This is a genomic window from Thioclava atlantica (genome assembly GCF_000737065.1).
Taxonomy (GTDB): domain Bacteria; phylum Pseudomonadota; class Alphaproteobacteria; order Rhodobacterales; family Rhodobacteraceae; genus Thioclava; species Thioclava atlantica.
On record NZ_AQRC01000006.1, the window covers coordinates 179,538 to 199,239 of the forward strand.

At 67.7% G+C, this 19,702-nt stretch carries 18 protein-coding genes; 14 read left to right on the plus strand and 4 right to left on the minus strand.

Going from position 1 to position 19,702, the window contains the following annotated elements; genetic code table 11:
• Window positions 1-82 precede the first annotated feature (82 nt).
• From DW2_RS09610 to trxA, 7 genes are read left to right on the plus strand one after another with little or no spacing between them, the layout of a single operon-like run.
• Window positions 83-1,669 (plus strand): PAS-domain containing protein, encoded by a 1,587-nt coding sequence (locus DW2_RS09610; RefSeq protein ID WP_038145788.1) that lies wholly within the window; start codon window positions 83-85, stop codon window positions 1,667-1,669.
• A gap of 39 nt (window positions 1,670-1,708) precedes the next feature.
• A complete protein-coding gene (gene tsaE / locus DW2_RS09615; protein ID WP_081874930.1) occupies window positions 1,709-2,179 on the plus strand; it encodes a tRNA (adenosine(37)-N6)-threonylcarbamoyltransferase complex ATPase subunit type 1 TsaE in 471 nt (156 codons plus the stop codon).
• Window positions 2,172-3,158: an aminoglycoside phosphotransferase family protein gene (locus DW2_RS09620; RefSeq protein WP_038145790.1), complete on the plus strand. Its 987-nt coding sequence runs from the start codon at window positions 2,172-2,174 to the stop codon at window positions 3,156-3,158. The genes tsaE and DW2_RS09620 overlap by 8 nt, the downstream gene beginning before the upstream one ends.
• Complete coding sequence (locus DW2_RS09625; RefSeq protein WP_038145793.1) at window positions 3,142-3,828, plus strand: nucleotidyltransferase family protein; 687 nt, start codon at window positions 3,142-3,144, stop codon at window positions 3,826-3,828. The genes DW2_RS09620 and DW2_RS09625 overlap by 17 nt, the downstream gene beginning before the upstream one ends.
• The gene (gene addB, locus DW2_RS09630) at window positions 3,818-6,775 is read left to right on the plus strand and encodes a double-strand break repair protein AddB (protein ID WP_038145795.1); all 2,958 of its coding nucleotides are present in this window, start codon (window positions 3,818-3,820) and stop codon (window positions 6,773-6,775) included. The genes DW2_RS09625 and addB overlap by 11 nt, the downstream gene beginning before the upstream one ends.
• Window positions 6,772-10,164, plus strand: a complete 3,393-nt coding sequence (gene addA, locus DW2_RS09635; protein ID WP_038145797.1) for a double-strand break repair helicase AddA — start codon at window positions 6,772-6,774, stop codon at window positions 10,162-10,164. The genes addB and addA overlap by 4 nt, the downstream gene beginning before the upstream one ends.
• 54 nt (window positions 10,165-10,218) lie before the next feature.
• Complete coding sequence (gene trxA, locus DW2_RS09640; RefSeq protein ID WP_038145799.1) at window positions 10,219-10,539, plus strand: thioredoxin; 321 nt, start codon at window positions 10,219-10,221, stop codon at window positions 10,537-10,539.
• A 47-nt stretch (window positions 10,540-10,586) separates the two neighbouring features.
• Here trxA and DW2_RS09645 read toward each other — a convergent pair whose 3' ends face one another.
• On the minus strand, window positions 10,587-11,492 hold the full coding sequence (locus tag DW2_RS09645; RefSeq protein ID WP_038145802.1) for a hypothetical protein: 906 nt from the start codon (window positions 11,490-11,492) through the stop codon (window positions 10,587-10,589).
• Window positions 11,493-11,583: 91 nt separating this feature from the next.
• On the opposite strand from DW2_RS09645, the gene hslV reads away from it, so the two are divergent.
• Genes hslV through DW2_RS09665 form a run of 4 tightly spaced genes read left to right on the plus strand, consistent with a single transcriptional unit; the run spans window position 11,584 to window position 15,652 of the window.
• Window positions 11,584-12,141, plus strand: a complete 558-nt coding sequence (gene hslV, locus DW2_RS09650; RefSeq protein WP_038145804.1) for an ATP-dependent protease subunit HslV — start codon at window positions 11,584-11,586, stop codon at window positions 12,139-12,141.
• Window positions 12,134-13,195 (plus strand): hypothetical protein, encoded by a 1,062-nt coding sequence (locus DW2_RS09655; protein WP_038145805.1) that lies wholly within the window; start codon window positions 12,134-12,136, stop codon window positions 13,193-13,195. Before hslV ends, DW2_RS09655 begins: the two co-directional genes overlap by 8 nt.
• Before the next feature lie 3 nt (window positions 13,196-13,198).
• Complete coding sequence (hslU, locus tag DW2_RS09660; protein ID WP_038145806.1) at window positions 13,199-14,506, plus strand: ATP-dependent protease ATPase subunit HslU; 1,308 nt, start codon at window positions 13,199-13,201, stop codon at window positions 14,504-14,506.
• 57 nt (window positions 14,507-14,563) lie between these two features.
• Window positions 14,564-15,652, plus strand: a complete 1,089-nt coding sequence (locus tag DW2_RS09665) for an alpha/beta hydrolase (RefSeq protein WP_038145807.1) — start codon at window positions 14,564-14,566, stop codon at window positions 15,650-15,652.
• On the opposite strand, the gene DW2_RS09670 is transcribed toward DW2_RS09665, so the two are convergent.
• The 3 genes from DW2_RS09670 to DW2_RS09680 are packed head-to-tail and all read right to left on the minus strand — an operon-like array spanning window position 15,649 to window position 17,790.
• Window positions 15,649-16,242 carry a Smr/MutS family protein gene (locus tag DW2_RS09670; protein WP_038145809.1) on the minus strand — a complete coding sequence of 198 codons (594 nt, stop codon included), beginning with the start codon at window positions 16,240-16,242 and terminating at the stop codon, window positions 15,649-15,651. The genes DW2_RS09665 and DW2_RS09670 overlap by 4 nt on opposite strands.
• Window positions 16,239-17,126, minus strand: coding sequence for a murein transglycosylase A (mltA, locus tag DW2_RS09675; protein WP_038145810.1), 888 nt, complete (start codon window positions 17,124-17,126; stop codon window positions 16,239-16,241). Before mltA ends, DW2_RS09670 begins: the two co-directional genes overlap by 4 nt.
• Before the next feature lie 4 nt (window positions 17,127-17,130).
• Window positions 17,131-17,790 carry a Tim44/TimA family putative adaptor protein gene (locus tag DW2_RS09680; RefSeq protein ID WP_038145811.1) on the minus strand — a complete coding sequence of 220 codons (660 nt, stop codon included), beginning with the start codon at window positions 17,788-17,790 and terminating at the stop codon, window positions 17,131-17,133.
• 119 nt (window positions 17,791-17,909) lie between these two features.
• Between DW2_RS09680 and DW2_RS09685 the strand changes: the two genes are divergently transcribed.
• The 3 genes from DW2_RS09685 to DW2_RS09695 all read left to right on the plus strand — a co-directional run bounded on the left by DW2_RS09685 (window position 17,910) and on the right by DW2_RS09695 (window position 19,636).
• Window positions 17,910-18,407, plus strand: a complete 498-nt coding sequence (locus DW2_RS09685; protein WP_038145814.1) for an FxsA family protein — start codon at window positions 17,910-17,912, stop codon at window positions 18,405-18,407.
• Window positions 18,408-18,465: 58 nt separating this feature from the next.
• Complete coding sequence (gene secB / locus DW2_RS09690) at window positions 18,466-18,963, plus strand: protein-export chaperone SecB (protein WP_038145815.1); 498 nt, start codon at window positions 18,466-18,468, stop codon at window positions 18,961-18,963.
• Window positions 18,964-19,117: 154 nt separating this feature from the next.
• Entirely contained in the window at window positions 19,118-19,636 is a 519-nt protein-coding gene (locus DW2_RS09695; RefSeq protein ID WP_420340835.1) for an NUDIX domain-containing protein, read from the plus strand.
• Window positions 19,637-19,702: the final 66 nt, after the last annotated feature.

The window sequence follows — 19,702 nt, forward strand, 5'->3', positions numbered from 1 at the left end:
GCAGCACCCGCAACGGGCTTAACGGGCCATTAACTGTTTCGAGCGCAGTCTCGGGGCGGAATAGGTTCGAGAGGTCTTGGCTATGGCGAATCCGTGGCTCGAAGCGGCGTTGATCGCGCTCACCTCGGTCGTCGCGGCGATCGTGGGATTGCTCGTCATCTGGTTCGCGATCGGGCGACGCCGGGCGCACCAGCTCGACAGGGGCGAGGCGGCGGCGCTGGAAGAGACGGTGTACCTGTTCGAGGATCAGACGCTGGTGGACGCGACGGCCCCGGCGCGCCAGCTGCTCGAGGCGACCCCGATGGGGCAGAGCGACTGGGCGCGGCTCTCGGCTTTCGTCGCGCCGCGCTTCACGAATTTCGCCGAGCGGATCGCGATGCTCGCGCAAAACGGCCGGATCGAGATGACCGAGACCGTGGACGGGCTCGGGGAGGGACGTTTGCGCCTCATCGCAGAGGATGTCGGCGGGCTGGCGCGCATCACTCTCGTCGATCCGCAGGCGGAGGGGCGCGGTGTACGCGTCGACGGGCTGTCACAACGCGCGCTCGAGGATGAACTGGAACTGATGCGGGTCACGCTCGACCGCTCGCCGGTGCTGATCTGGCGCAGCGATCCCTCGGGGTCGATCAGCTGGGCGAACCGGGCCTATCTGGTGAAATCGGGGGCGTTCGACGCGAATGAGGACGGCTTCGCCTGGCCCCTGCCATGCCTCTTTCAATGTCCAAAAGACATGGGAACGGGCCCGCACCGGCTTCAGCAGGCCGGGATGACGGGGGATGCGGGCTGGTATGAATGCCACTCGCTGCCCGTGAAGGGCGGCGCGCTCCATTTCGCGATCCCCGCAGATGCCACGGTGCGCGCGGAAAAGGCCCTGCGCGATTTCGTGCAGACCCTGACCAAGACTTTCGCCGACCTGCCGATCGGCCTGGCGATCTTCGACCGGGACCGGCAGTTGCGGCTCTTCAATCCCGCGCTGATCGACCTTCTGCAGCTCGGCCCCGAATTTCTCTCCGCGCGGCCCACGCTCTATGCCTTTCTCGACCGTCTGCGCGAAACCCGGATGATGCCCGAGCCGAAGGATTACCGCAGCTGGCGGCTTCGGATGACGGAGCTCGAGCAGGCCGCCGCCTCGGGCTTTCATGCCGAGACCTGGAACCTGTCGGGCGGGCAGACCTATCGCGTGACCGGGCGTCCGCATCCCGACGGCGCGGTGGCGTTCCTGTTCGAGGATATCTCGGCCGAAACGTCTCTGACCCGGCGCTTTCGCGGCGAGATCGAGATGGGGCAGGAGGTTCTCGACCAGATCGACGACGCGATCGCGGTATTCCACCCTTCGGGGGAGTTGGCGATGGCGAACGCGGGCTATTGCGCGCTCTGGGGCGTGGAGCCCGAAACGACGCTGGGCCGGGTGACGCTGCGCGACGCGGTCGCTCAGTGGCGGGCTCAGGCAGAGCCGAGCGTGGTCTGGGACCGGCTGCACGCTCTCACCCAGCAGATCGGGACGCGCGCCGCGCTCGACGCCGAGATCGTGCTGCGCGACGGTCGCTCGCTGCGTTGCCGGCTCTCGACGCTTACGGGCGGGGCCTTCCTTCTGCGCTTCTCCGCGCCGGCGCTGCCGCAGGGTCAGAAGGGCGTCCGCGACGGCAAGAGCCTCATTCCCTCCGGCTAAGCGCTTGCAGCGCCCGCAGGGCAGGGTAAAACTTGCCCCATGCCCGCGCGTCCTCCCTGCCTCGACCTGTCCGATCCGGATGCCACGACCCGCCTCGGCGCGCTGTTCGCGCGCCATGCCGGGCCGGGTGACGTCATCCTGCTCGAAGGGCCGATCGGCGCGGGCAAGACCCATTTCGCCCGGGCGCTGATCCAGGCGCGGCTGGGCCGTGCCGAAGACGTCCCCTCGCCGACCTTCACCCTGGTGCAGACCTACGAGGCCGATTGCGAGATCTGGCATGCCGATCTCTATCGTCTCACCCATCCCGACGAGGTGCTCGAGCTCGGTCTCGATCACGCCTTCGACACCGCGATCTGCCTGATCGAATGGCCCGACCGGCTCGGCTCGGCGGTGCCCGACGGCGCGCTCCGGCTGCGGTTTTTCCAAACCGAAGACGGGGCCGCGCGGCGGGTCTGTTTCGAGACCCTGACCCCATTGGCGGAGGCGGTGCTGGAGACGTGGAATGGCTGATCGCGCCGAAATAGAGACGTTTCTCGCCTCATCGGGCTGGGCCGGCGCCGCGCGGGCGCCGTTGGCCGGGGACGCCTCGTCGCGCAGCTATGACCGGCTTTCGCGCGGCACGGCGCGCGCGGTGCTGATGAAGGCGCCGCCCGGGACCGAGATCGCCCGCTTCGTCCGGATCGGGGCGTGGCTGGCCGAGGCGGGCTATTCGTCCCCGGCCATTCTCGCGCGCGACGATGACAAGGGGCTCCTGCTGCTCGAGGATTTCGGCGATGCGCTGATGGCGCGCCGGCTCGAGACCCATCCCGAGGACGAAGCCGGCCTTTATGCCGCGATCACCGAATTTCTCGCCGATCTGCACCGCCACACGCCGCCCGCCGATCTGTCCCGGCTCGATGGCGAGGGGCTCGCGGCGCTGCTCGATCTCGTGCCGGAGCACTATCCCCGCGCCGATCGCGGCGCGGCCCGCGAGGTCGCGCAGCGGATCGCGGACACTTTCGAGGCGCTCTCGCAAGAGCCCTTCGTGATGTGCCTGCGCGATTTCCATGCCGAGAACATCATCCTGCTCGAGCGGCCCGGCCATGCCCGTCTGGGCCTGCTCGATTTCCAGGACGCGGTGCAGGCCCATCCCGCCTATGATCTCGTCTCGGCCTTGCAGGACGCGCGGCGCGACGTCTCGCCCGAGGTCGAGGCGCGCGAACTCGCCCGCTATGCCGCGCTCTGCGGGATCGACGCGGACCGATTCTCGGCCATCTATGCCCTGATCGGGGTGCAACGCGCGCTGCGCATCATGGGGATCTTCGCGAAACTCGCCCGCGTCGATCGCAAACCGCGCTATCTGGGGTTCATGCCGCGCGTCTGGGGCTATGTTGAGCGCAATCTTGCCCATCCCGAACTGGCCGGTCTCGCGCGATGCGTCGAGGCCGCCTATCCCGCCCCGACACCTGACCTGATCGAGGAGCTTCGCCACGATGCCGACCGCACCTGACGCCCTGATGCTTTTCGCCGCGGGGTTCGGCACGCGGATGGGAGCGCTGACCAAGGACCGGCCCAAGCCGCTGATCGAGGTCGCGGGTCGGCCGCTGATCGACCATGCGCTGAACCTCGCCCGTGCGGGCGGGGCGCGCCGGATCGTGGCGAATGTCCATTACCACGCCGATCAGGTGATCGCGCATCTGGCGCAGGAGGAGGTCGCGATCTCGGACGAGCGCGGCGCGCTCCTCGAGACCGGAGGCGGGTTGCGCGCCGCGTTGCCGATGCTCGGACCGGGACCGGTGATGACCCTCAATACCGATGCGATCTGGCGCGGACCCAACGCGGTGGAGCGTCTGCGCGCGGCCTGGGAACCCGGCCGGATGGGTGCGCTCCTGATGCTCGTGGCGCCCGAAAAGGCGCTCGGGCATGCAGGGCAGGGCGATTTCACCCTCGATCCCGAGGGGCGCCTGATCCGGGGTCCGGGCTATGTCTATACCGGCGCGCAGATCATCGATCCGGCCGGAATAGAGACGATCGAGGAGGATTTCTTCTCGCTCAACCGGCTGTGGGACCGGATGATCTCGGAAGGGCGCCTGTTCGGGATCGTGCATGAGGGCCACTGGTGCGATGTCGGGCGCCCCGAGTCGATTCCGCTGGCCGAGGGGTTGCTCGATGAGCGTTGATCCCGCCTCGGTCTACGCCCTGCCGCCCGGCGTGGATTTCCCGCGCGAGCTGGTTGCGGGTCTGATCGAGCGGTTCGCGCATGAGCCGCCCGAGGCCATGGCGCGGCTGAGGCTTTACCTCAACTCGTCCCGGATGCGGCGGCGGGTGCGCGAGGCGTTCCTGGACAATGGCGCGCGCTACCTGCCGCGGCTTCTGCTGATCAGCGATCTCGGCGCCGACCCGCTCGCGGGGCTGCCGATGCCGGTCCCGGCGCTGCGGCGCAAGCTCGAGCTGACCCGTCTGGTCGAGCATCTCACCCGCGCCCTGCCCGAATTCGAGGCCGGATCGAGCCATTTCGCGCTGGCCGAGAGCCTGATGACGCTGATGGCCGAGATGCAGAGCGAAGGCGCGCATCTCGACGATCTCGACCGGCTCGAGATCGCCGAGACCCATGCGCGGCACTGGCAGGAGAGCTTGACCTTCATTCGCATCATCGCGCGCTATTTCGAAACCGATGCCGGGCTCGACAAGGAGGCCCGCCAGCGCCGTGTCGTCGAGGCGCTGATCGAGACATGGGAGACCGAGCCGCCCGCCGATCCGGTGATCGTGGCGGGCTCGACCGGGTCGCACGGGGCGACGGCCTTGTTCATGCGGGCGGTGGCGCGGCTGTCGAACGGGGCGATCGTGCTGCCGGGCTTCGACCGCGACATGAGCGATGCGGCCTGGAACAGTCTCTATTCCGGCCGATATCCGATCGAGGACCACCCGCAATTCCGCTATCGCGCGCTGCTCGACAAGCTGGAAATGAAACCCGCTTCGGTGCGGCCCTGGCGCGATGTCGCCCCGCCCGATCCCGAGCGCAACCGCCTGGTCTCGCTCGCGCTGCGGCCCGCCCCCGTCACCGATCAATGGCGGCGCGAGGGGGGGAGCCTCGGCGATCTGCGCAAGGCCGTGGCCGGGATCACGCTGATCGAGGCCCGCGATCCGCGCGAGGAGGCGCTTGCCATCGCGCTCGCCCTGCGCGAGGCGGCCGAACGGCAGATCCGGGCGGCGCTGATCACGCCGGATCGTCTGCTCGCGCGGCGGGTGACGGCGGCGCTCGACCGCTGGGGGATCGTTCCCGATGACAGCGCGGGCGAGCCGCTGCAACAGACCGCGACGGGGCGTCTTCTGCGCCATGTCGCCGACCTCTCGGACCGACCGGTGCCGATTTCCGAACTGATGGTGCTGCTCAAGCATCCGCTCGCCGCGACCGGGGCGGGCGGCGAGGCGCGCGGTCGTCACCTTCTCAATACCCGCGAGCTGGAACTGCATCTGCGGCGCAAGGGCCCGGCCTTTCCCGATGCCGCGGCGCTTGACGCCTGGGCGCAACACCGGCCTGACGAACGGGCGGGGTGGGCGGCCTGGCTCGGTGCGCTGCTCGACGCGCTCGCGACACCGCTGCCCGACAGCCTGCCCGAGCGGGTCGCGGCGCATCTGTCGCTTTGCGAACGACTCGCGGCGGGGCCGGGCGGAACCGCGGATCAAAGCACGCTCTGGACCGGCACCGGCGGGCGCGAGGCGTTGCGCCTGATGAGCGATCTTCGCGAAGAGGCCGACCATGCCGGCGCGGTCACCGCCGGGGATTACGCCGATCTGGTCAATCGCCACCTGCAGGCGGGCATGGTGCGCCAGACCGTCGCCGCCCATCCGCTGATCGCGATCTGGGGCACGCTCGAGGCGCGCGCGCAGGGCGCGGAGCTGGTGATCTGCGGCGGCCTGAACGAGGGAAGCTGGCCCGAAGGCCCCGCACCCGATCCGTGGTTCAGCCGCCAGATGCGGCTCGATGCGGGTCTGTTGCTGCCCGAAAGGCAGATCGGGCTTTCGGCGCATGACTTCCAGATGGCGGTGGCGGCGCCCGAAGTGATCCTCAGCCGCGCCGCCCGCGATGCCGAGGCGCAGACGATCCCCTCGCGCTGGCTCAACCGGCTCATGAACCTCGTGAAGGGGCTTCCGGGGCAGGGGGGCGAGGCGGCGCTGGCCGAGATGCAGGCGCGCGGCCGGCAGTGGATCGACATGGCCGCGGTGCTCGAGACGCCCAGGATCGACCTGCCCGCCGCGCAGCGACCGTCGCCGCGCCCGCCGCTCGCCGCGCGGCCGCGCGAATTGCCGGTTACCGCGATCCAGACCCTGATCCGCGATCCTTACGCGGTCTATGCGCGCCGGATCTTGCGGCTCTATCCGCTCGACCCGCTGCATCCCGAGCCCGATCCCGCGCAGCGCGGGCAGGTTCTGCATGCGATCGTCGAACGTTTCGTGAAGGAATACCCCGAAGGTGAGACGCTTGAGGCTGCCCAGGCGCGGCTGCTCGGCGTGGCCCAGGAGGTGCTCGAGGCCGAGATCCCCTGGCCCAGCACGCGCGCGATCTGGCTGGCCCGGATCCGCGGGATCGCCGCGAAATTCTGCGCCGACGAGGCCACGCGCCGGGCGCAGGGCGCGCCGGCCGTCATCGAGAAAAAAGGCTCTGTTTCACTGAAAACCGTGGAATTCACCCTCTCGGCCAAGCCCGACCGGATCGACATTTTGCACGACGGGCGGGCGCAGATCTTCGATTACAAGTCGGGCAGCCCGCCCAGCGAACCCGAGATCCTGTCCTTCGACAAGCAGATGCTGCTCGAGGCCGAGATGGTCGCGCGCGGCGCTTTCGAGGCGATCGGTCCGCGCGAGGTCGCCGCGATGACCTATATCCGGCTCGGCGGCGAGGGCGAGACGCGCGATGTGAAGGGCAAGTCGAAGGATCGCGAAGAGACCCCCGCCGAAAGCTGGGCCAAGCTCGAACGGCTGATCGCCCGATATCTGCGCCCCGATCAGGGCTTCACCGCCCGCCGGGCGATGCAGAAGGCGCGTGCGCGCAGCGATTACGACCAGCTCGCGCGGTTCGGCGAATGGGACATCACCGACCCTGCCTGCCCGGAGGACCTCGAATGACGGCTGATCTTGCAAGTCAAAGGCAGATCCGCGCCTCGGAACCGCATGACTCGGTCTGGCTCGCGGCGAATGCGGGCTCGGGCAAGACCAAGGTGCTCACCGACCGGGTGGCGCGCATGCTGCTCGAGGGGACCGAGCCGCATCGCATCCTGTGTCTGACCTATACCAAGGCCGCCGCCGCCGAGATGCAGAACCGGTTGCTCGCGCTGCTGGGCGGCTGGGCGATGATGGAGGAAGACGCGTTGCGCGCGCGGCTCGATGCGCTCGGGGCGCCCGGTCCGCTTTCCGACGAGCAACTGGCCGAGGCGCGGCGGCTCTTCGCGAAGGCGATCGAGACGCCGGGCGGGCTGAAGATCCAGACGATCCACGCGTTTTGCGCGGCGCTCCTGCGGCGCTTCCCGCTCGAGGCGCGGGTGCCGCATGGCTTCACCGAGATGGATGATCGCGCGGGCGAACTGATGCGCGAGGAGATCCTCGAGGAGATGGCCGACGGGCCGGACCGCGCCACGCTCGACGCACTGCTCGGGGTCTATTCCGGTGAGGATCTGGGCGCGATTTGTGCCGAAATCAGCCGGAATAGAGACGGTTTCGCAGGCAATCTCTGCTTCGACGACCTGCTCGTGGCCTATGGGCTTCCCTCCGGCTTTGACGACGCCCGCCTTTTGGCCGAGGCGTTCCGGCCGGGCGATCTGGCGTTGATGCGCGAACTTGCGCCGCTTTGCCTGGCGAGCGGTGCCAATGACAAGAAACTCGGTGCGGTTCTCGGGGCCATCACCGAACTCGATCTGGCGGCGATGCGGGCGCTCGAAGAGGTGCTGTGCGTCAAGAAACCGAAGGAGGGCCCGCCCTATCAGGCGAAGGGCGAGGCCGTCCTGACCCAGGGCTTGCGCAAGACGGCCGGGGCGGGGCTCGTCGAGGGGATCGCGGATCTCTCCGAGCGGATCGCCGCGGTCCGTCCCGACCGTCTCGCACTGATGGCCGCGAAGCGCACCCAGCTGCTGCATCGCTTCGCGCAGGCCTTCCTGCCGAGGCTCGATGCCTACAAGGCCGCGCGCGGCTGGCTCGATTTCGACGACCTGATCGACCGGGCGGCGGCGCTTCTGGAAGAGCCGTCGGTCGCGCAATGGGTCCTGTTCCGGCTCGATGGCGGGATCGACCACATCCTCGTCGACGAGGCGCAGGATACGAGCCCGCGGCAATGGCGGGTGATCGAGCGCATCGCGGAGGAATTCACCTCCGGGGAGGGCGCGCGCGAGGGGACGCGGACGCTTTTCGTCGTGGGGGATCGCAAGCAGTCGATCTATTCCTTCCAGGGGGCGGATCTGGCCCAGTTCGAGACTGTTCGGGCCCATTTCCGCGAAAAATTCGAGGGGATCGGGCGGGCATTGGTGCCGCTCGAGCTCGAACATTCGTTCCGCTCGGCCGCGGCCGTCCTGCGCGCGGTCGATCAGAGCTTCGCGCTAGGAGCCACCGAGGGCCTGGGCGGCGCGCCCACGCATATCGCCTTTCACGAAGCGCTTCCCGGCCGGGTCGATCTCTGGCCCCCGGTCGCGAAACCCGAGGCCGATCCCGATGGCGACTGGGAGGACCCGGTCGATCACATCAGCGAGGCCTCGGATATTTCGGTGCTCGCGCGCACCATCGCGGACGAGATCAAGGCGATGGTCGCGCAAGGGGTGCAGATCCCCGATCACCGGGTCGAAGGGGGCGCACGTCCCGTCCACGAGGGGGATTTCCTGATCCTCGTGCGTCGCCGCTCGGATCTGTTTTCCGAGATCATCCGGGCCTGCAAGGCCGCCGGGCTCGCGGTTGCGGGTGCCGACCGGCTCAAGCTCGGGGCGGAACTGGCGGTGCGCGATATCCGCTCGCTTCTGGCCTTTCTCGCGACGCCAGAGGACGATCTCGCGCTCGCCGAGGCGCTGCGTTCGCCGCTTCTCGGCTGGTCCGAGGCCGAGCTTTACCGCCTCGCCCAGCCGCGCAAGGGCTTCCTCTGGGAGGCTCTGCGCCATTGCCCCGACCGGCCCGACACGCTCGCGATCCTGCATGATCTGCGCGACCACGCCGATTTTCTGCGCCCCTTTGAGCTGCTCGAGCGGCTTCTGACCCGGCATGGCGGGCGCGAGCGGCTTCTCGCGCGGCTGGGCGCGGAGGCCGAGGACGGGATCGACGAGCTGATCGCGCAGGCGCTTTCCTTCGAGCGCAACGAAGTGCCCAGCCTGACCGGCTTCCTCGGCTGGCTCGATGCCGATGACGTGGAAGTGAAGCGCCAGCTCGAAGGCGGCGGCCGCGCGATCCGGGTGATGACGGTGCACGGGTCGAAAGGGCTCGAGGCGCCGATCGTGATCCTGCCCGATACGGCGAAGAAAAAAGACCCTCCACCGCCGAAATTGCTGCGTTTGGGCGATGGCACGGCGGCCTTCCGCCAGGCTTCGGCAGAGGCGCCGGCGGCGCAACGCGAGGCGGCGGAGGCCGAGACGGCTTCGCGCGAGGAAGAGGCGCTGCGGCTCCTCTATGTCGCGATGACGCGGGCCGAGAAATGGCTGATCGTGGCGGGGGCCGGGGAGGTCGGCACGGGCGACGAAACCTGGTATTCGAGGATGAAATCGGGGCTCGATCGGGCCGGAACAGAGACAGTTTCCGGTCATTCCGAGGCGCTGGGCGCACTCGGCGAGGTGCTGCGGCACGGAAATGGCGACTGGCCCGCCCCGTCGCATAGGGCCGCATCGGCCCCCGAGCGCGAAACCACCCCGCTGCCCGACTGGATCGGGCGTCACGCGCCGGTGCTGCCCGAACGTCTTGCGGTGCTCTCGCCCTCGGATCTCGGCGGAGCCAAGGCGCTGCCGGGCGAGGGGACCGAGCGTGACGAAGAGGCTGCGAAACGGCATGGGCGGAACCTGCACAAGCTGCTCGAACACCTCCCCGACCATCCCCGCGAGAGCTGGTCGGACCTTGCGCAGATCCTGCTCTCGGAAGGCGAGGACGCGCTGCTTCCCGCCGAGATAGAGCCTGTTTTGCACGAAGCGACGCAGGTTCTCGGCGCGCCCGGCATCCTCGATTGGGTCGGGCCCGAGACGCTCGCCGAGGTCGAGATCACCGCCGAACTGCCCGAACTGGGCGGGGCGCGCATCCACGGCTTCATCGACCGGCTGCGCATCGACGCGGCGGGGGTTCATGTGCTCGATTACAAGTCGAACCGCATCGTGCCCGCGCGCCCCGAGGAGGTGCCCGAAGGCATTCTGCGTCAGATGGCCGCCTATCGCTCCGCTCTGCGCCAGATTCATCCCGGTCTGCCAATCCGTTGCGCGATCCTCTGGACCCGCTCCGGCACGATCATGCCGCTCGGCGATGCACAGCTTGATGGCTGCATGCGCGCAGCCACCGTATCTTGACGCGCTGCGGGTCGAGCCATACCTTCGCACCAACCGAATTTTCAGGAGGCTGCCATGGCTACCGTATCTGTCACCGACGCCACTTTCGACGAGGAAGTGCGCAAGTCCGACGTCCCCGTCGTCGTCGATTTCTGGGCCGAATGGTGTGGCCCGTGCCGCATGATCGGCCCGTCGCTGGAGGAAATCTCGGAAGAGATGGCCGGCAAGATCAAGGTCGTGAAGGTGAACGTGGACGAGAACCCCGACAGCCCGGCCACGCTCGGCGTGCGCGGCATCCCGGCGCTCTTCCTCTTCAAGGACGGCGAGGTCGTGTCGAACAAGATCGGCGCCGCGCCCAAGGCGGCGCTGCAGAGCTGGATCAACGAGTCGATCTGATCCGGACCACAGGTTTGACGGAAAAGGCGCCCCGCGGGGCGCCTTTTTCATATCGGCCAGCCGAACTGGCGCAACTGGGCGCGCAGGCGTTCCTCGAATTCGGGCCGCCCGGCATTGAGCGCGTTGAGCTGCAGAAACCAATAGAGGTAGCGCGCGACGGGGGGCGTCTGGCTCAGCCGCGCGAAGGCCGCCTCGATCCCGTCGCGGGGCACCGATCCGGCGATATGGTGGAAATCCGAGAGCGCAAAGAGCACCGCCGGTTTGCGCAGGAAGAACCCTTCGAGCGCGAGGGCGCTGTTTTGCGTCGCGACGAAGCGGCAGCGGCGCAGCAGGTCGGGCGAGCCGCCGGTCTGGAAGCGGAAGCGGGGAAAGCGTGCGGCCAGCGCCTCGAGTGCGGCGATCTCGCCTTCGCTGTAGCTTTCGCGCGGATGCAGCGTCGCGACGACCGGGCCGGAATGGCGCGCGATCACCGCCTCGATCATCTGCACCGGGCTCATCGCCTGGAACGAGCGGTGCTCGGTCAGTCTGCCCTGCAGCGGAATGAAGGCGAGATTGTCCTCGTCGACCGGTTTCACGCCGGGATAGAGCCTGTTCCGGGTGCCAAAGAAGAAATGCGCGGCGTCCTCCCCGTCGATGCTGTCAGCGTCGAAATGGACGCGTGCCACGGGCCAGTCCCAGCGTTCGGCGCTGTCTTCGACATGCCAGAACGCGCCGACATAGGTCCGTCGGCTGGTCAGGGCCCGGTCATGGGTCGGGGCCTCCATCCGGTACAGCGCATAGCCCGGCCGATCCGGCGCGGCGCGGCGCGCCTCGGGGCCGGTTTGGTGCAGGCTCGTGCTCCAGCCCGCCGCCTCCACCGCCCCGATCAGGCGGCGAAAGAAATTGTGGGATCCGTCCCGGACATCCTTCAGGATCCAGTCGTCGAGATAGATCGAAAGATGCCGTTCACTCATGGCGCGAGGCTAGACCTGCCCCCACCGGACGGCAAGCGGGGTTGCAGCACCGGCCCGCGGGCTACATATCTTGGCGCAAACGGAGGATATCATGGCCGAAGAGAAATTCCCGGGCTGGCACGGCACCACGATCATCGGCGTGCGCAAGGGCGGCAAGGTTGTCGTCGCGGGCGACGGGCAGGTGAGCCTGGGCCAGACCGTGATCAAGGGCAGCGCCCGCAAGGTGCGCCGTCTCAGCCCCGGCGGGCACGACATCGTCGCGGGCTTCGCCGGCTCGACCGCGGACGCTTTCACCCTGCTCGAACGGCTCGAGAAGAAGCTCGAGGCCTCGCCCGGCCAGCTCATGCGCGGCTGCGTCGAACTCGCCAAGGACTGGCGGATGGACAAGTATCTGCGCAATCTCGAGGCGATGCTCATCGTCACCGACGGCAAGGATCTCTATGTACTGACCGGGGCGGGCGACGTGCTCGAACCCGAGAACGGCATCGCGGCGATCGGCTCGGGAGGGAATTTCGCCCTCGCCGCGGCGCGCGGGCTGTTCGAGGCCGATCTCGATGCCGAGGAGATCGCGCGCAAGGCGATGGCGATCGCGGCCGATATCTGCGTCTACACCAACGGCAATCTGACCGTGGAGACCATCGGTGGCTGAGCTGACGCGCGACGATCTGCGCGCGGCGGTCGCGGCCGGTCACATCACCGAGGCGCAGGCGGCGAGCGTGATCTCGCTTGCGGGTCAGCGCCTCTCGGGCCGGGATGCCCTGCCGCCCGAGGACGAGCCCTTCGAGCTGTTCAAGGGCTTCGCCGAGATCTTCGTCAGCGTCGGCCTCGCGATCCTGATCGTGGGCATCTTCGGGATGATCTGGTTCGCGGGCGGGCGCACCGCCTTCGTGCTGCTGATCCCGACCGCGGCGGTTCTGGCCGAGTATTTCACCCTGCGCCGCCGGATGGTCCTGCCCTCGATCCTGCTGACCCTGACGCTTGCGGGCGCGGTGATGGCGAGTTTCCTCGGAATTCCGCTGATCGGGCTGCGCTTCGTCAGCGAGGCGCCGAATTTCGATCTCGCGCTCGGGGCGACGGCGGTGGCGCTGATCGCGTGGTTCCTGCGCTACCGGGTGCCGTTCTCGATGTTCCTGGTGGGGCTGTGCGGTCTGGGGCTCCTGATGTCTCTGGCCAAGGGGCTCAGCCCCGACAGCTCGATCTCCCAGACCGTGGACATGTTCAACCTCGCGAGCGGCTCTGCCGCTTCGCTCGCGATGCTGGTCTTCGGCCTGCTCGCGCTGGCGGGCGGGATCTGGTTCGACATGCGCGACCCGCACCGCCTGGGCCGGCAATCGGCCTCCGGTTTCTGGCTGCATGTTCTGGCCGCGCCGGCTCTGGTGAACACGGTCGCGCTCACTTTCTACAAGATGGGCCCCGGCTCCGGCTACGTGCTGCTCACGCTCGTGCTGATCGCCGCCGCGGCGCTGGCGCTGATCATCGACCGCCGCTCCTTCTTCACCGCGGGCATCGGCTACATGATCTTTCTCAGCTTCTACGCCTTCGGCGACGCTACCGATCCGCGCTCGTGGTGGACGGTGCTGATCCTGATCGGCCTCGCGCTGACCGGGCTCGGCGCGTTCTGGACCGAGCTGCGCACCCGCCTGATGCGGGCCCTTCCCGACTTTCCCGGCAAGCGCCGCTTGCCGCCCTATTCCACGGAGTGATCCATGACCGATCTGACCCCCCGCGAAATCGTCTCGGAACTCGATCGTTTCATCATCGGCCAGAAGGACGCCAAGCGCGCCGTGGCGGTGGCCCTGCGCAACCGCTGGCGCCGTCAGCAGCTGCCCGACGATCTGCGTGAAGAGGTCTATCCGAAGAACATCCTGATGATCGGCCCGACCGGGGTCGGCAAGACCGAGATCTCGCGCCGCCTCGCCAAGCTCGCGAAGGCGCCCTTCCTCAAGGTCGAGGCCACCAAGTTCACCGAGGTCGGCTATGTCGGGCGCGATGTCGAGCAGATCATCCGCGACCTGATGGATGTCGCGATGGTCCAGACCCGCGACTACATGCGCGAGGAGGTCAAGGCGAAGGCCCACAAGGCCGCCGAGGATCGCGTGATCGCCGCGCTTGCGGGCACCGATGCGCGCGCCAGCACCCGCGAGATGTTCCGCACCAAGCTGCGCAATGGCGAGCTCGACGACAAGATGATCGAGGTCGACGTGGCCGAGCCCTCGGGCGGGATGCCGATCGGGATGATGGGCGGCCAGCCGGGCATGGAGCAGCAGATGCAGGGGCTTCAGGACCTGTTCAAGGCCTTCGGCGGCAACCGCACCAAGCGGGTCAAGTTGAGCGTCGCGGAAAGCTACGAGGTGCTGATCTCGGAAGAGGCCGACAAGCTTCTCGACGACGAGACGGTGAAAAACGCCGCCCTCGAGTCGGTGCAGAATTCGGGAATCGTCTTCATCGACGAGATCGACAAGGTCACCGCGCGCGCCGAGACCCGCGGCGCCGATGTCTCCCGCGAGGGCGTGCAGCGCGACCTCCTGCCGCTGATCGAGGGCACGAGCGTGTCCACGAAATACGGGCCGGTGAAGACCGACCATATCCTCTTCATCGCGTCCGGGGCGTTCCACATCGCGAAACCCTCCGACCTGCTGCCCGAATTGCAGGGCCGCCTGCCGATCCGGGTGGAGTTGCAGGCGCTGACGGAAGACGATTTCACCCGCATCCTGTCGGAGACCGACAATGCGCTCACCCGCCAGTATCAGGCGCTGATGAAGACCGAGGAAGTCTCGGTCGAATTCACCGAAGACGGGATCGCGGCGCTCGCGCGGATCGCGGCGGAGGTCAACCGCTCGGTCGAGAATATCGGCGCGCGCAGGCTCTATACCGTCATGGAACGCGTCTTCGAGGAACTGTCCTTCACCGCGCCGGACCGCTCGGGCGAGACCTTCACGCTCGATGCGGAATTCGTCGAGAAGGAACTGGGCGATCTCACCCGCGATACCGACCTGAGCCGCTACGTGCTCTGAGTGCTGGCGCCGCGCGGGCGCTCTGTTATCCTCGGCCCCGGTAACTCCGGGGCCGGCATGGTTCGCATCCTTCTCATCGTCTGTCTGATCGCCGTGACGGGCTGCGCCCCGCGCGGGCGGCTGGCCTATCTTGCCCAGCCCGACCCGCAGGCGAGCACGATCTGGGTGGGCACGACGCGCGCGCGCGATCCCGCGACAGGCGAGGCTTTCGGCTTCGCGCGCAGTCACGCCCTGCGCCTCGCGCGGTTCGACGTGGCCACGCCTGCCGCGCATGAAACCGGAATGCTCGACCTGCCCAAGACCGGGATTCCCGCCGATCCGCGCACGCAATTCATGATTTCGCAGGTGCGCATCGACATGCCGCGCGCGAGTTTCCTTTCGGGGCTACGTGCGGCGCTGCGGGCGCAGGATGGCGAGGCGGTGGTCTTCGTGCACGGCTTCAACAACAACTTTGCCGAAGGGCTCTACCGGTCCGCGCAGCTCGCGACGGATTTCGACCTGCCCGGAGTCCTGGTGCATTATTCATGGCCGTCGCGCTCGAACGTGCTGGGCTATGCCTATGACCGGGATTCGGTGCTGTTCGCGCGCGACGGGTTGGTGGATCTGCTGGGCGATCTGCAGGCCGCGGGGGCAAGGAAGATCCTTCTGATCGGCCATTCGCTGGGCGCCGAACTGGTGATGGAGGCGCTGCGGCAGGCGGCGATTGCGCAGAAACAGGCTCTGTTTTCGGATATTTCCGGCGTCGTCCTGATCTCGCCGGATATCGCGGTGGATGTCTTCGCGACGCAGGCCGACGCGATCGGCCCGCTTCCCCAGCCCTTCGTTATCTTCACCTCCGAGCGCGACCGCGCCCTGCGTCTCTCGGCGCGGCTGACCGGGCAGAGCGACCGGCTCGGAAACCTGCAAAGCGCCGCGCCGCTCGCGCCCTATCGCGTCACGCTTGTCGATGTCGCGGCCTACAGCACCGGCGTGGGGCATTTCGACGTGGCCAATTCGCCCGCGCTGATCCGGCTGCTGGTGCGGACGGGGCAGGTGGCCAAGGTGCTCGAGGGCGACCAGGCGGGGCGGACCAGCCTCGCCTCGGGGGTGATCCTCACGGTCGAGAACGCCACCCAGATCGTGCTCGCGCCGCTGTCGGGCGGCTAGCGCGCCCTGCGCAGATAGACGTAATAGGCACCCGATCCGCCATGTTTGAGATGCGCCTCGCTCACCTGCATGACGGCGGGCGCGAGCGGCATCATCCGCAGCCATTGCGGGACCTGGTGACGCAGAACCCCGACCCGGCGGGGGATCGGTCCGTCATCGTCCGAGCGCTTGCCCTTGCCGGTGATGACCAGCACGAGCCGCCTGCCATGGCTTTGGGAATTGAGGATGAAGCGGATCAGTTCGGGATGGGCCTCGGCCAGCGTCATCCCGTGCAGATCGAGCGTGGCCTCGGGTTTCAGCTTGCCCCGCGTCATCGCCTTGTGGGCCTTGCGGTCCATCGTGACCGGCTGCCGCGCGAGATCCTCGCCCGGCTCGGGCACGAGATCGAACCGGGTCGGGGAGGGCTTTGCGTGCTGCCCCAGATTGAAGCCCCGTAACGCCTCGCGCTGAGGCTTGGATTTCGGCTGCGGGGCCGAAAAAGGCTCTGTTTCGGCCGGATCCGTCTTTTTCGGCCGATAACCCTGCGTGCTCGCCGCGACGCGGTCCCAGAGCGCACGTTCCTCGGGCGAGAGCTTCCGGCGCCGGCTCATGCGCGCCTCCGCATGCCGATCATCCGGCCCTTCGCATTGATCGCACCCGCCACCCGTCCGGCCTCCGGGCCCGAGCCGATGAAGATATCCCCGCGCCCCGCGCCCCGGATCGCCGAGCCCACATCCTGAGCCACCATCAGCCGCGCGCCGAAACCCGGGCAATCGATCCAGACCGGGCTGCCGAGCGGGACGATCTCGGGATCGACCGCAAGACTGCGCCCGGGCGTCACCGGTCGCCCCGTCGCGCCGAGCGGCCCGGTTTCTTCGGGCAGATCGAGCGGCTTGAAGAACACGAAGGAAGGGTTGTGATTGAGAAGCTCCTGCACCGCGGCGGGGTTTTCCGCCCCCCAGCGGCGGATCAGATCGGGCGTCATCTCGTCGGCCGGGGCGACGCCGCGGCGCACCAGTTCCGCGCCGATCGAGCGGTAGGGGTGCCCGTTCTTGCCGTCGAAGCCCAGACGCAGGCTCTCCCCGCCTTCGAGACGGATCCGGACCGAGCCCTGAACCTGCGCCAGAAACGCCTCGATCGGGCTGTCGAGCCAGACCAGCTCCTGGCCCGCCAGCAAATCGCCCGAGACGATCTCGGCGCGGGTGAACCACGGTTCATTCGACCCTATTCCGGCCGGTCTCGCGTAAAGCGGATGCGAAAACCGCGCCGATCTCTCGCGCGCGCCGGGCAGCTCGGGTTCGTAATATCCGGTGAAATGCGCCGCGCCGGCGGGCGCGATCTCGACCGGCTCGAACAGGGCCTCGAAAGCCGCGCGCGGATCCTGCGCGGGCTCGGGCTTCGCCCCGATCAGATCCGCAGTGACGCAAAACGCCGCCCAGGCGGCGGCGTGATCGTCCCGATCCCAGCCGGGAATATCGCTGAAGGCCAGCGCCACCGGCTCAGCCGCCCGTGGCGACGAGCTGCCAGTTCGGGTCGGAACTGCCCATGATGCGCGCGAAGGTCCAGACGTCGCGCTGGCGGCGCGGGGTCTTCGGATCGCCCTCGACCACCTCCCCGTTCGCATCGCGGGCCACCGAGATCAGCTCGGCCCCGAAGCGGACCGTCACTTCGGCCTCGTTGGTGGAATGGTTGAAATCGGCATCGCTCAGGACAAGCTCGCGCAGGCCGAGGAACTCCGCCTGGATGTCGAGCCCCTGCTCCTTGCGGGCGTTCACCGCGCCTTCGAACGCCTCGTAGACGTCGGCCGAGAGGAAAGGCTTCACCTTTTCCAGATCGCCGGTTTCGAAAGCCATCACGATCATCTCATAGGCCCCGCGCGCGCCTTGCAGGAATTGCGAGACCGAGAAGCTCGGCTCGATCCGCTTCATCGCGGAGAGCGCGGCCGCCGAGGTCGAGTTTTCGGGCACATGGTCGGTGATGTCATGGTCGGGCCCGCCCTCGATCACCTCGAAATCGGGTTTCGGCGGCGTCTCGGGGCGTTCGGCCGGCGTGATCGGCTTTTCATAGCCGTCGCGGGTTCCAAGCACGCTTTTCAGCTTGAAAATCAGGAAGATCGCGATGGCCGCGAGAACGATTAGCTGGATGACGGCACCGGACATCGTGACCCCTGTGAACTTGCTTGGTTTGTGTATTGGTCGCTGGCTACTTATGTAAGGGCTCGACAGGTTCAAGTCTACCGGCGCGCAACGCGTTCGGGACACGGACGAAAGAGGATGAGATGTGGATCTTTCTGGCCTTTCTGGCTGTGCCGCTGATCGAGATCGGGCTGTTCATCAAGGTGGGTGGGCTGATCGGGCTCTGGCCGACACTGGGCATCGTGCTGCTCACCGCGATCGTCGGCACGGCACTGGTGCAGCGCGAGGGCGCGCGCGCGCTCGATGATCTGCGCGGCTCGCTCAACGAGCTGCGCGATCCCTCGCGACCGCTGGCGCATGGCGCGATGATCCTCGTCGCGGGCGTTCTGCTGCTCACCCCTGGCTTCTTCACCGATACGGTCGGTCTCCTGCTGCTGATCCCCGGCACCCGCGACTGGATCATGAAGACGCTGGGGCGGCATGTGAAAGTCTCCCGCTTCGAGATGGGCGGCGCCTATCGAACCGGCCCCCATGACGGGCGCCGCTCCAACGATCCCGAGATCCTCGATGCGGAGGAGGCGGAACAGATGACCCATCGCCACCCGCCTTCCGACGGCCCCTCCGGCTGGACGCGTCATTGAGAATTGAGACGCGCGCGAGGGGGTGCTACACCCGGCGCAGACAATTTCGGAGAGGTCCATGACGGAAGAAACCAACGGCGCCGCCGCGCCCGACCAGCAGCAGCTTCGGATGAGCATCCTCGCGCAGTTCGTGCGTGACATGTCCTTCGAGAACAATGTCGCGCTCAAGGGTGTCCAGAGCAGCGACATCCAGCCCGAGATGCAGGTGCAGGTCAGCCTCGACGCCAAGAAGCGCAATGTCGAGAACCAGTACGAGGTGATCACCAAATACAAGATCACCGCGACCAACAAATCCGACAAATCGACCCTTTATCTGCTCGAGATCGATTATGGCGGGATCTTCCATGTCGAAGGCATCCCGGAAGATCAGCTCCATCCCTTCCTGCTGATCGAATGCCCGCGCCAGCTCTTCCCCTTCGTGCGCCGGATAGTCTCGGACGTGACGCGCGATGGCGGCTTCCCGCCCTTCAACCTCGAAATCGTCGATTTCGTCGCGCTCTACCGCGCCGAGCTCGAGCGCCGTCAGACCAGCGAAGCCGCCCCGCAGGTGAGCTGATCCGCCCGCGCGGCGGATCCTGACACGATCGTGATCTCCCTGAGGCGCGTCATGCTGCCTCAGGGACAAGCTGTCGCCGTGACTCCGAACACCATTGACCCAATTAAGCGCCGGTGCCCGGAATGGTCCGGGCATCCGATGGAACATGGTGCAGATGGGAAAGATTCAGGCCTGGATCGGCGAAGAGATGGCGCCGGTCGAACTCGTGGAAGCGCATCGACAGGGGCTCCGCCACCGGGCGGTGTCGATCTTCGTCATGGATGGCGAGAAGATCCTGCTGTGCCGTCGCGCCGCGCCGGGGCAGGACGCGCCCTGGGAAAGCACCTGCTGCACCCATCCCGAATGGGGAGAAAGCGCCGAGGCCTGCGCGCTGCGTCGCCTGCGCAACGAGCTCGGGATCGAGGGCCTTTATCCGGCCCATGCCGACCGCGTCGATCACCGCGCGGAGCTTGGCGACGGTCTGGTCGAGGATGAACTGCTCGACGTCTATATCGCCTTCGCGCGCCCCGGCATGCGCGTCACCCCCGACCCCGAAACGATCCGCGCCACCCGCTGGGTCGGGCTTTACGACCTCGCGGCGGAGATCCGGCGCCACCCCGAGCGCTTCGCGCCGCGCCTGCGGTTCTACATGCAGCATCACATCGACCGGATCCTTCCCGCCCTGATCCGCTGAAGGGTGGAGGATTCCCGCCGATCCGGCCGCTTTGGATGCGCACGATCCCGCGCGCGCTCTGGTGTT

What these genes read in the sequence shown, in the direction of transcription:
- DW2_RS09610 (WP_038145788.1), top strand. Translation starts at nt 83, where the DNA reads ATGGCGAATCCGTGGCTCGAAGCGGCGTTGATCGCGCTCACCTCGGTC.
- tsaE (WP_081874930.1), top strand. Translation starts at nt 1,709, where the DNA reads ATGCCCGCGCGTCCTCCCTGCCTCGACCTGTCCGATCCGGATGCCACG.
- DW2_RS09620 (WP_038145790.1), top strand. Translation starts at nt 2,172, where the DNA reads ATGGCTGATCGCGCCGAAATAGAGACGTTTCTCGCCTCATCGGGCTGG.
- DW2_RS09625 (WP_038145793.1), top strand. Translation starts at nt 3,142, where the DNA reads ATGCCGACCGCACCTGACGCCCTGATGCTTTTCGCCGCGGGGTTCGGC.
- addB (WP_038145795.1), top strand. Translation starts at nt 3,818, where the DNA reads ATGAGCGTTGATCCCGCCTCGGTCTACGCCCTGCCGCCCGGCGTGGAT.
- addA (WP_038145797.1), top strand. Translation starts at nt 6,772, where the DNA reads ATGACGGCTGATCTTGCAAGTCAAAGGCAGATCCGCGCCTCGGAACCG.
- trxA (WP_038145799.1), top strand. Translation starts at nt 10,219, where the DNA reads ATGGCTACCGTATCTGTCACCGACGCCACTTTCGACGAGGAAGTGCGC.
- DW2_RS09645 (WP_038145802.1), bottom strand. Translation starts at nt 11,492, where the DNA reads ATGAGTGAACGGCATCTTTCGATCTATCTCGACGACTGGATCCTGAAG.
- hslV (WP_038145804.1), top strand. Translation starts at nt 11,584, where the DNA reads ATGGCCGAAGAGAAATTCCCGGGCTGGCACGGCACCACGATCATCGGC.
- hslU (WP_038145806.1), top strand. Translation starts at nt 13,199, where the DNA reads ATGACCGATCTGACCCCCCGCGAAATCGTCTCGGAACTCGATCGTTTC.
- DW2_RS09665 (WP_038145807.1), top strand. Translation starts at nt 14,564, where the DNA reads ATGGTTCGCATCCTTCTCATCGTCTGTCTGATCGCCGTGACGGGCTGC.
- DW2_RS09670 (WP_038145809.1), bottom strand. Translation starts at nt 16,242, where the DNA reads ATGAGCCGGCGCCGGAAGCTCTCGCCCGAGGAACGTGCGCTCTGGGAC.
- DW2_RS09680 (WP_038145811.1), bottom strand. Translation starts at nt 17,790, where the DNA reads ATGTCCGGTGCCGTCATCCAGCTAATCGTTCTCGCGGCCATCGCGATC.
- DW2_RS09685 (WP_038145814.1), top strand. Translation starts at nt 17,910, where the DNA reads ATGTGGATCTTTCTGGCCTTTCTGGCTGTGCCGCTGATCGAGATCGGG.
- secB (WP_038145815.1), top strand. Translation starts at nt 18,466, where the DNA reads ATGACGGAAGAAACCAACGGCGCCGCCGCGCCCGACCAGCAGCAGCTT.
- DW2_RS09695 (WP_420340835.1), top strand. Translation starts at nt 19,118, where the DNA reads ATGGGAAAGATTCAGGCCTGGATCGGCGAAGAGATGGCGCCGGTCGAA.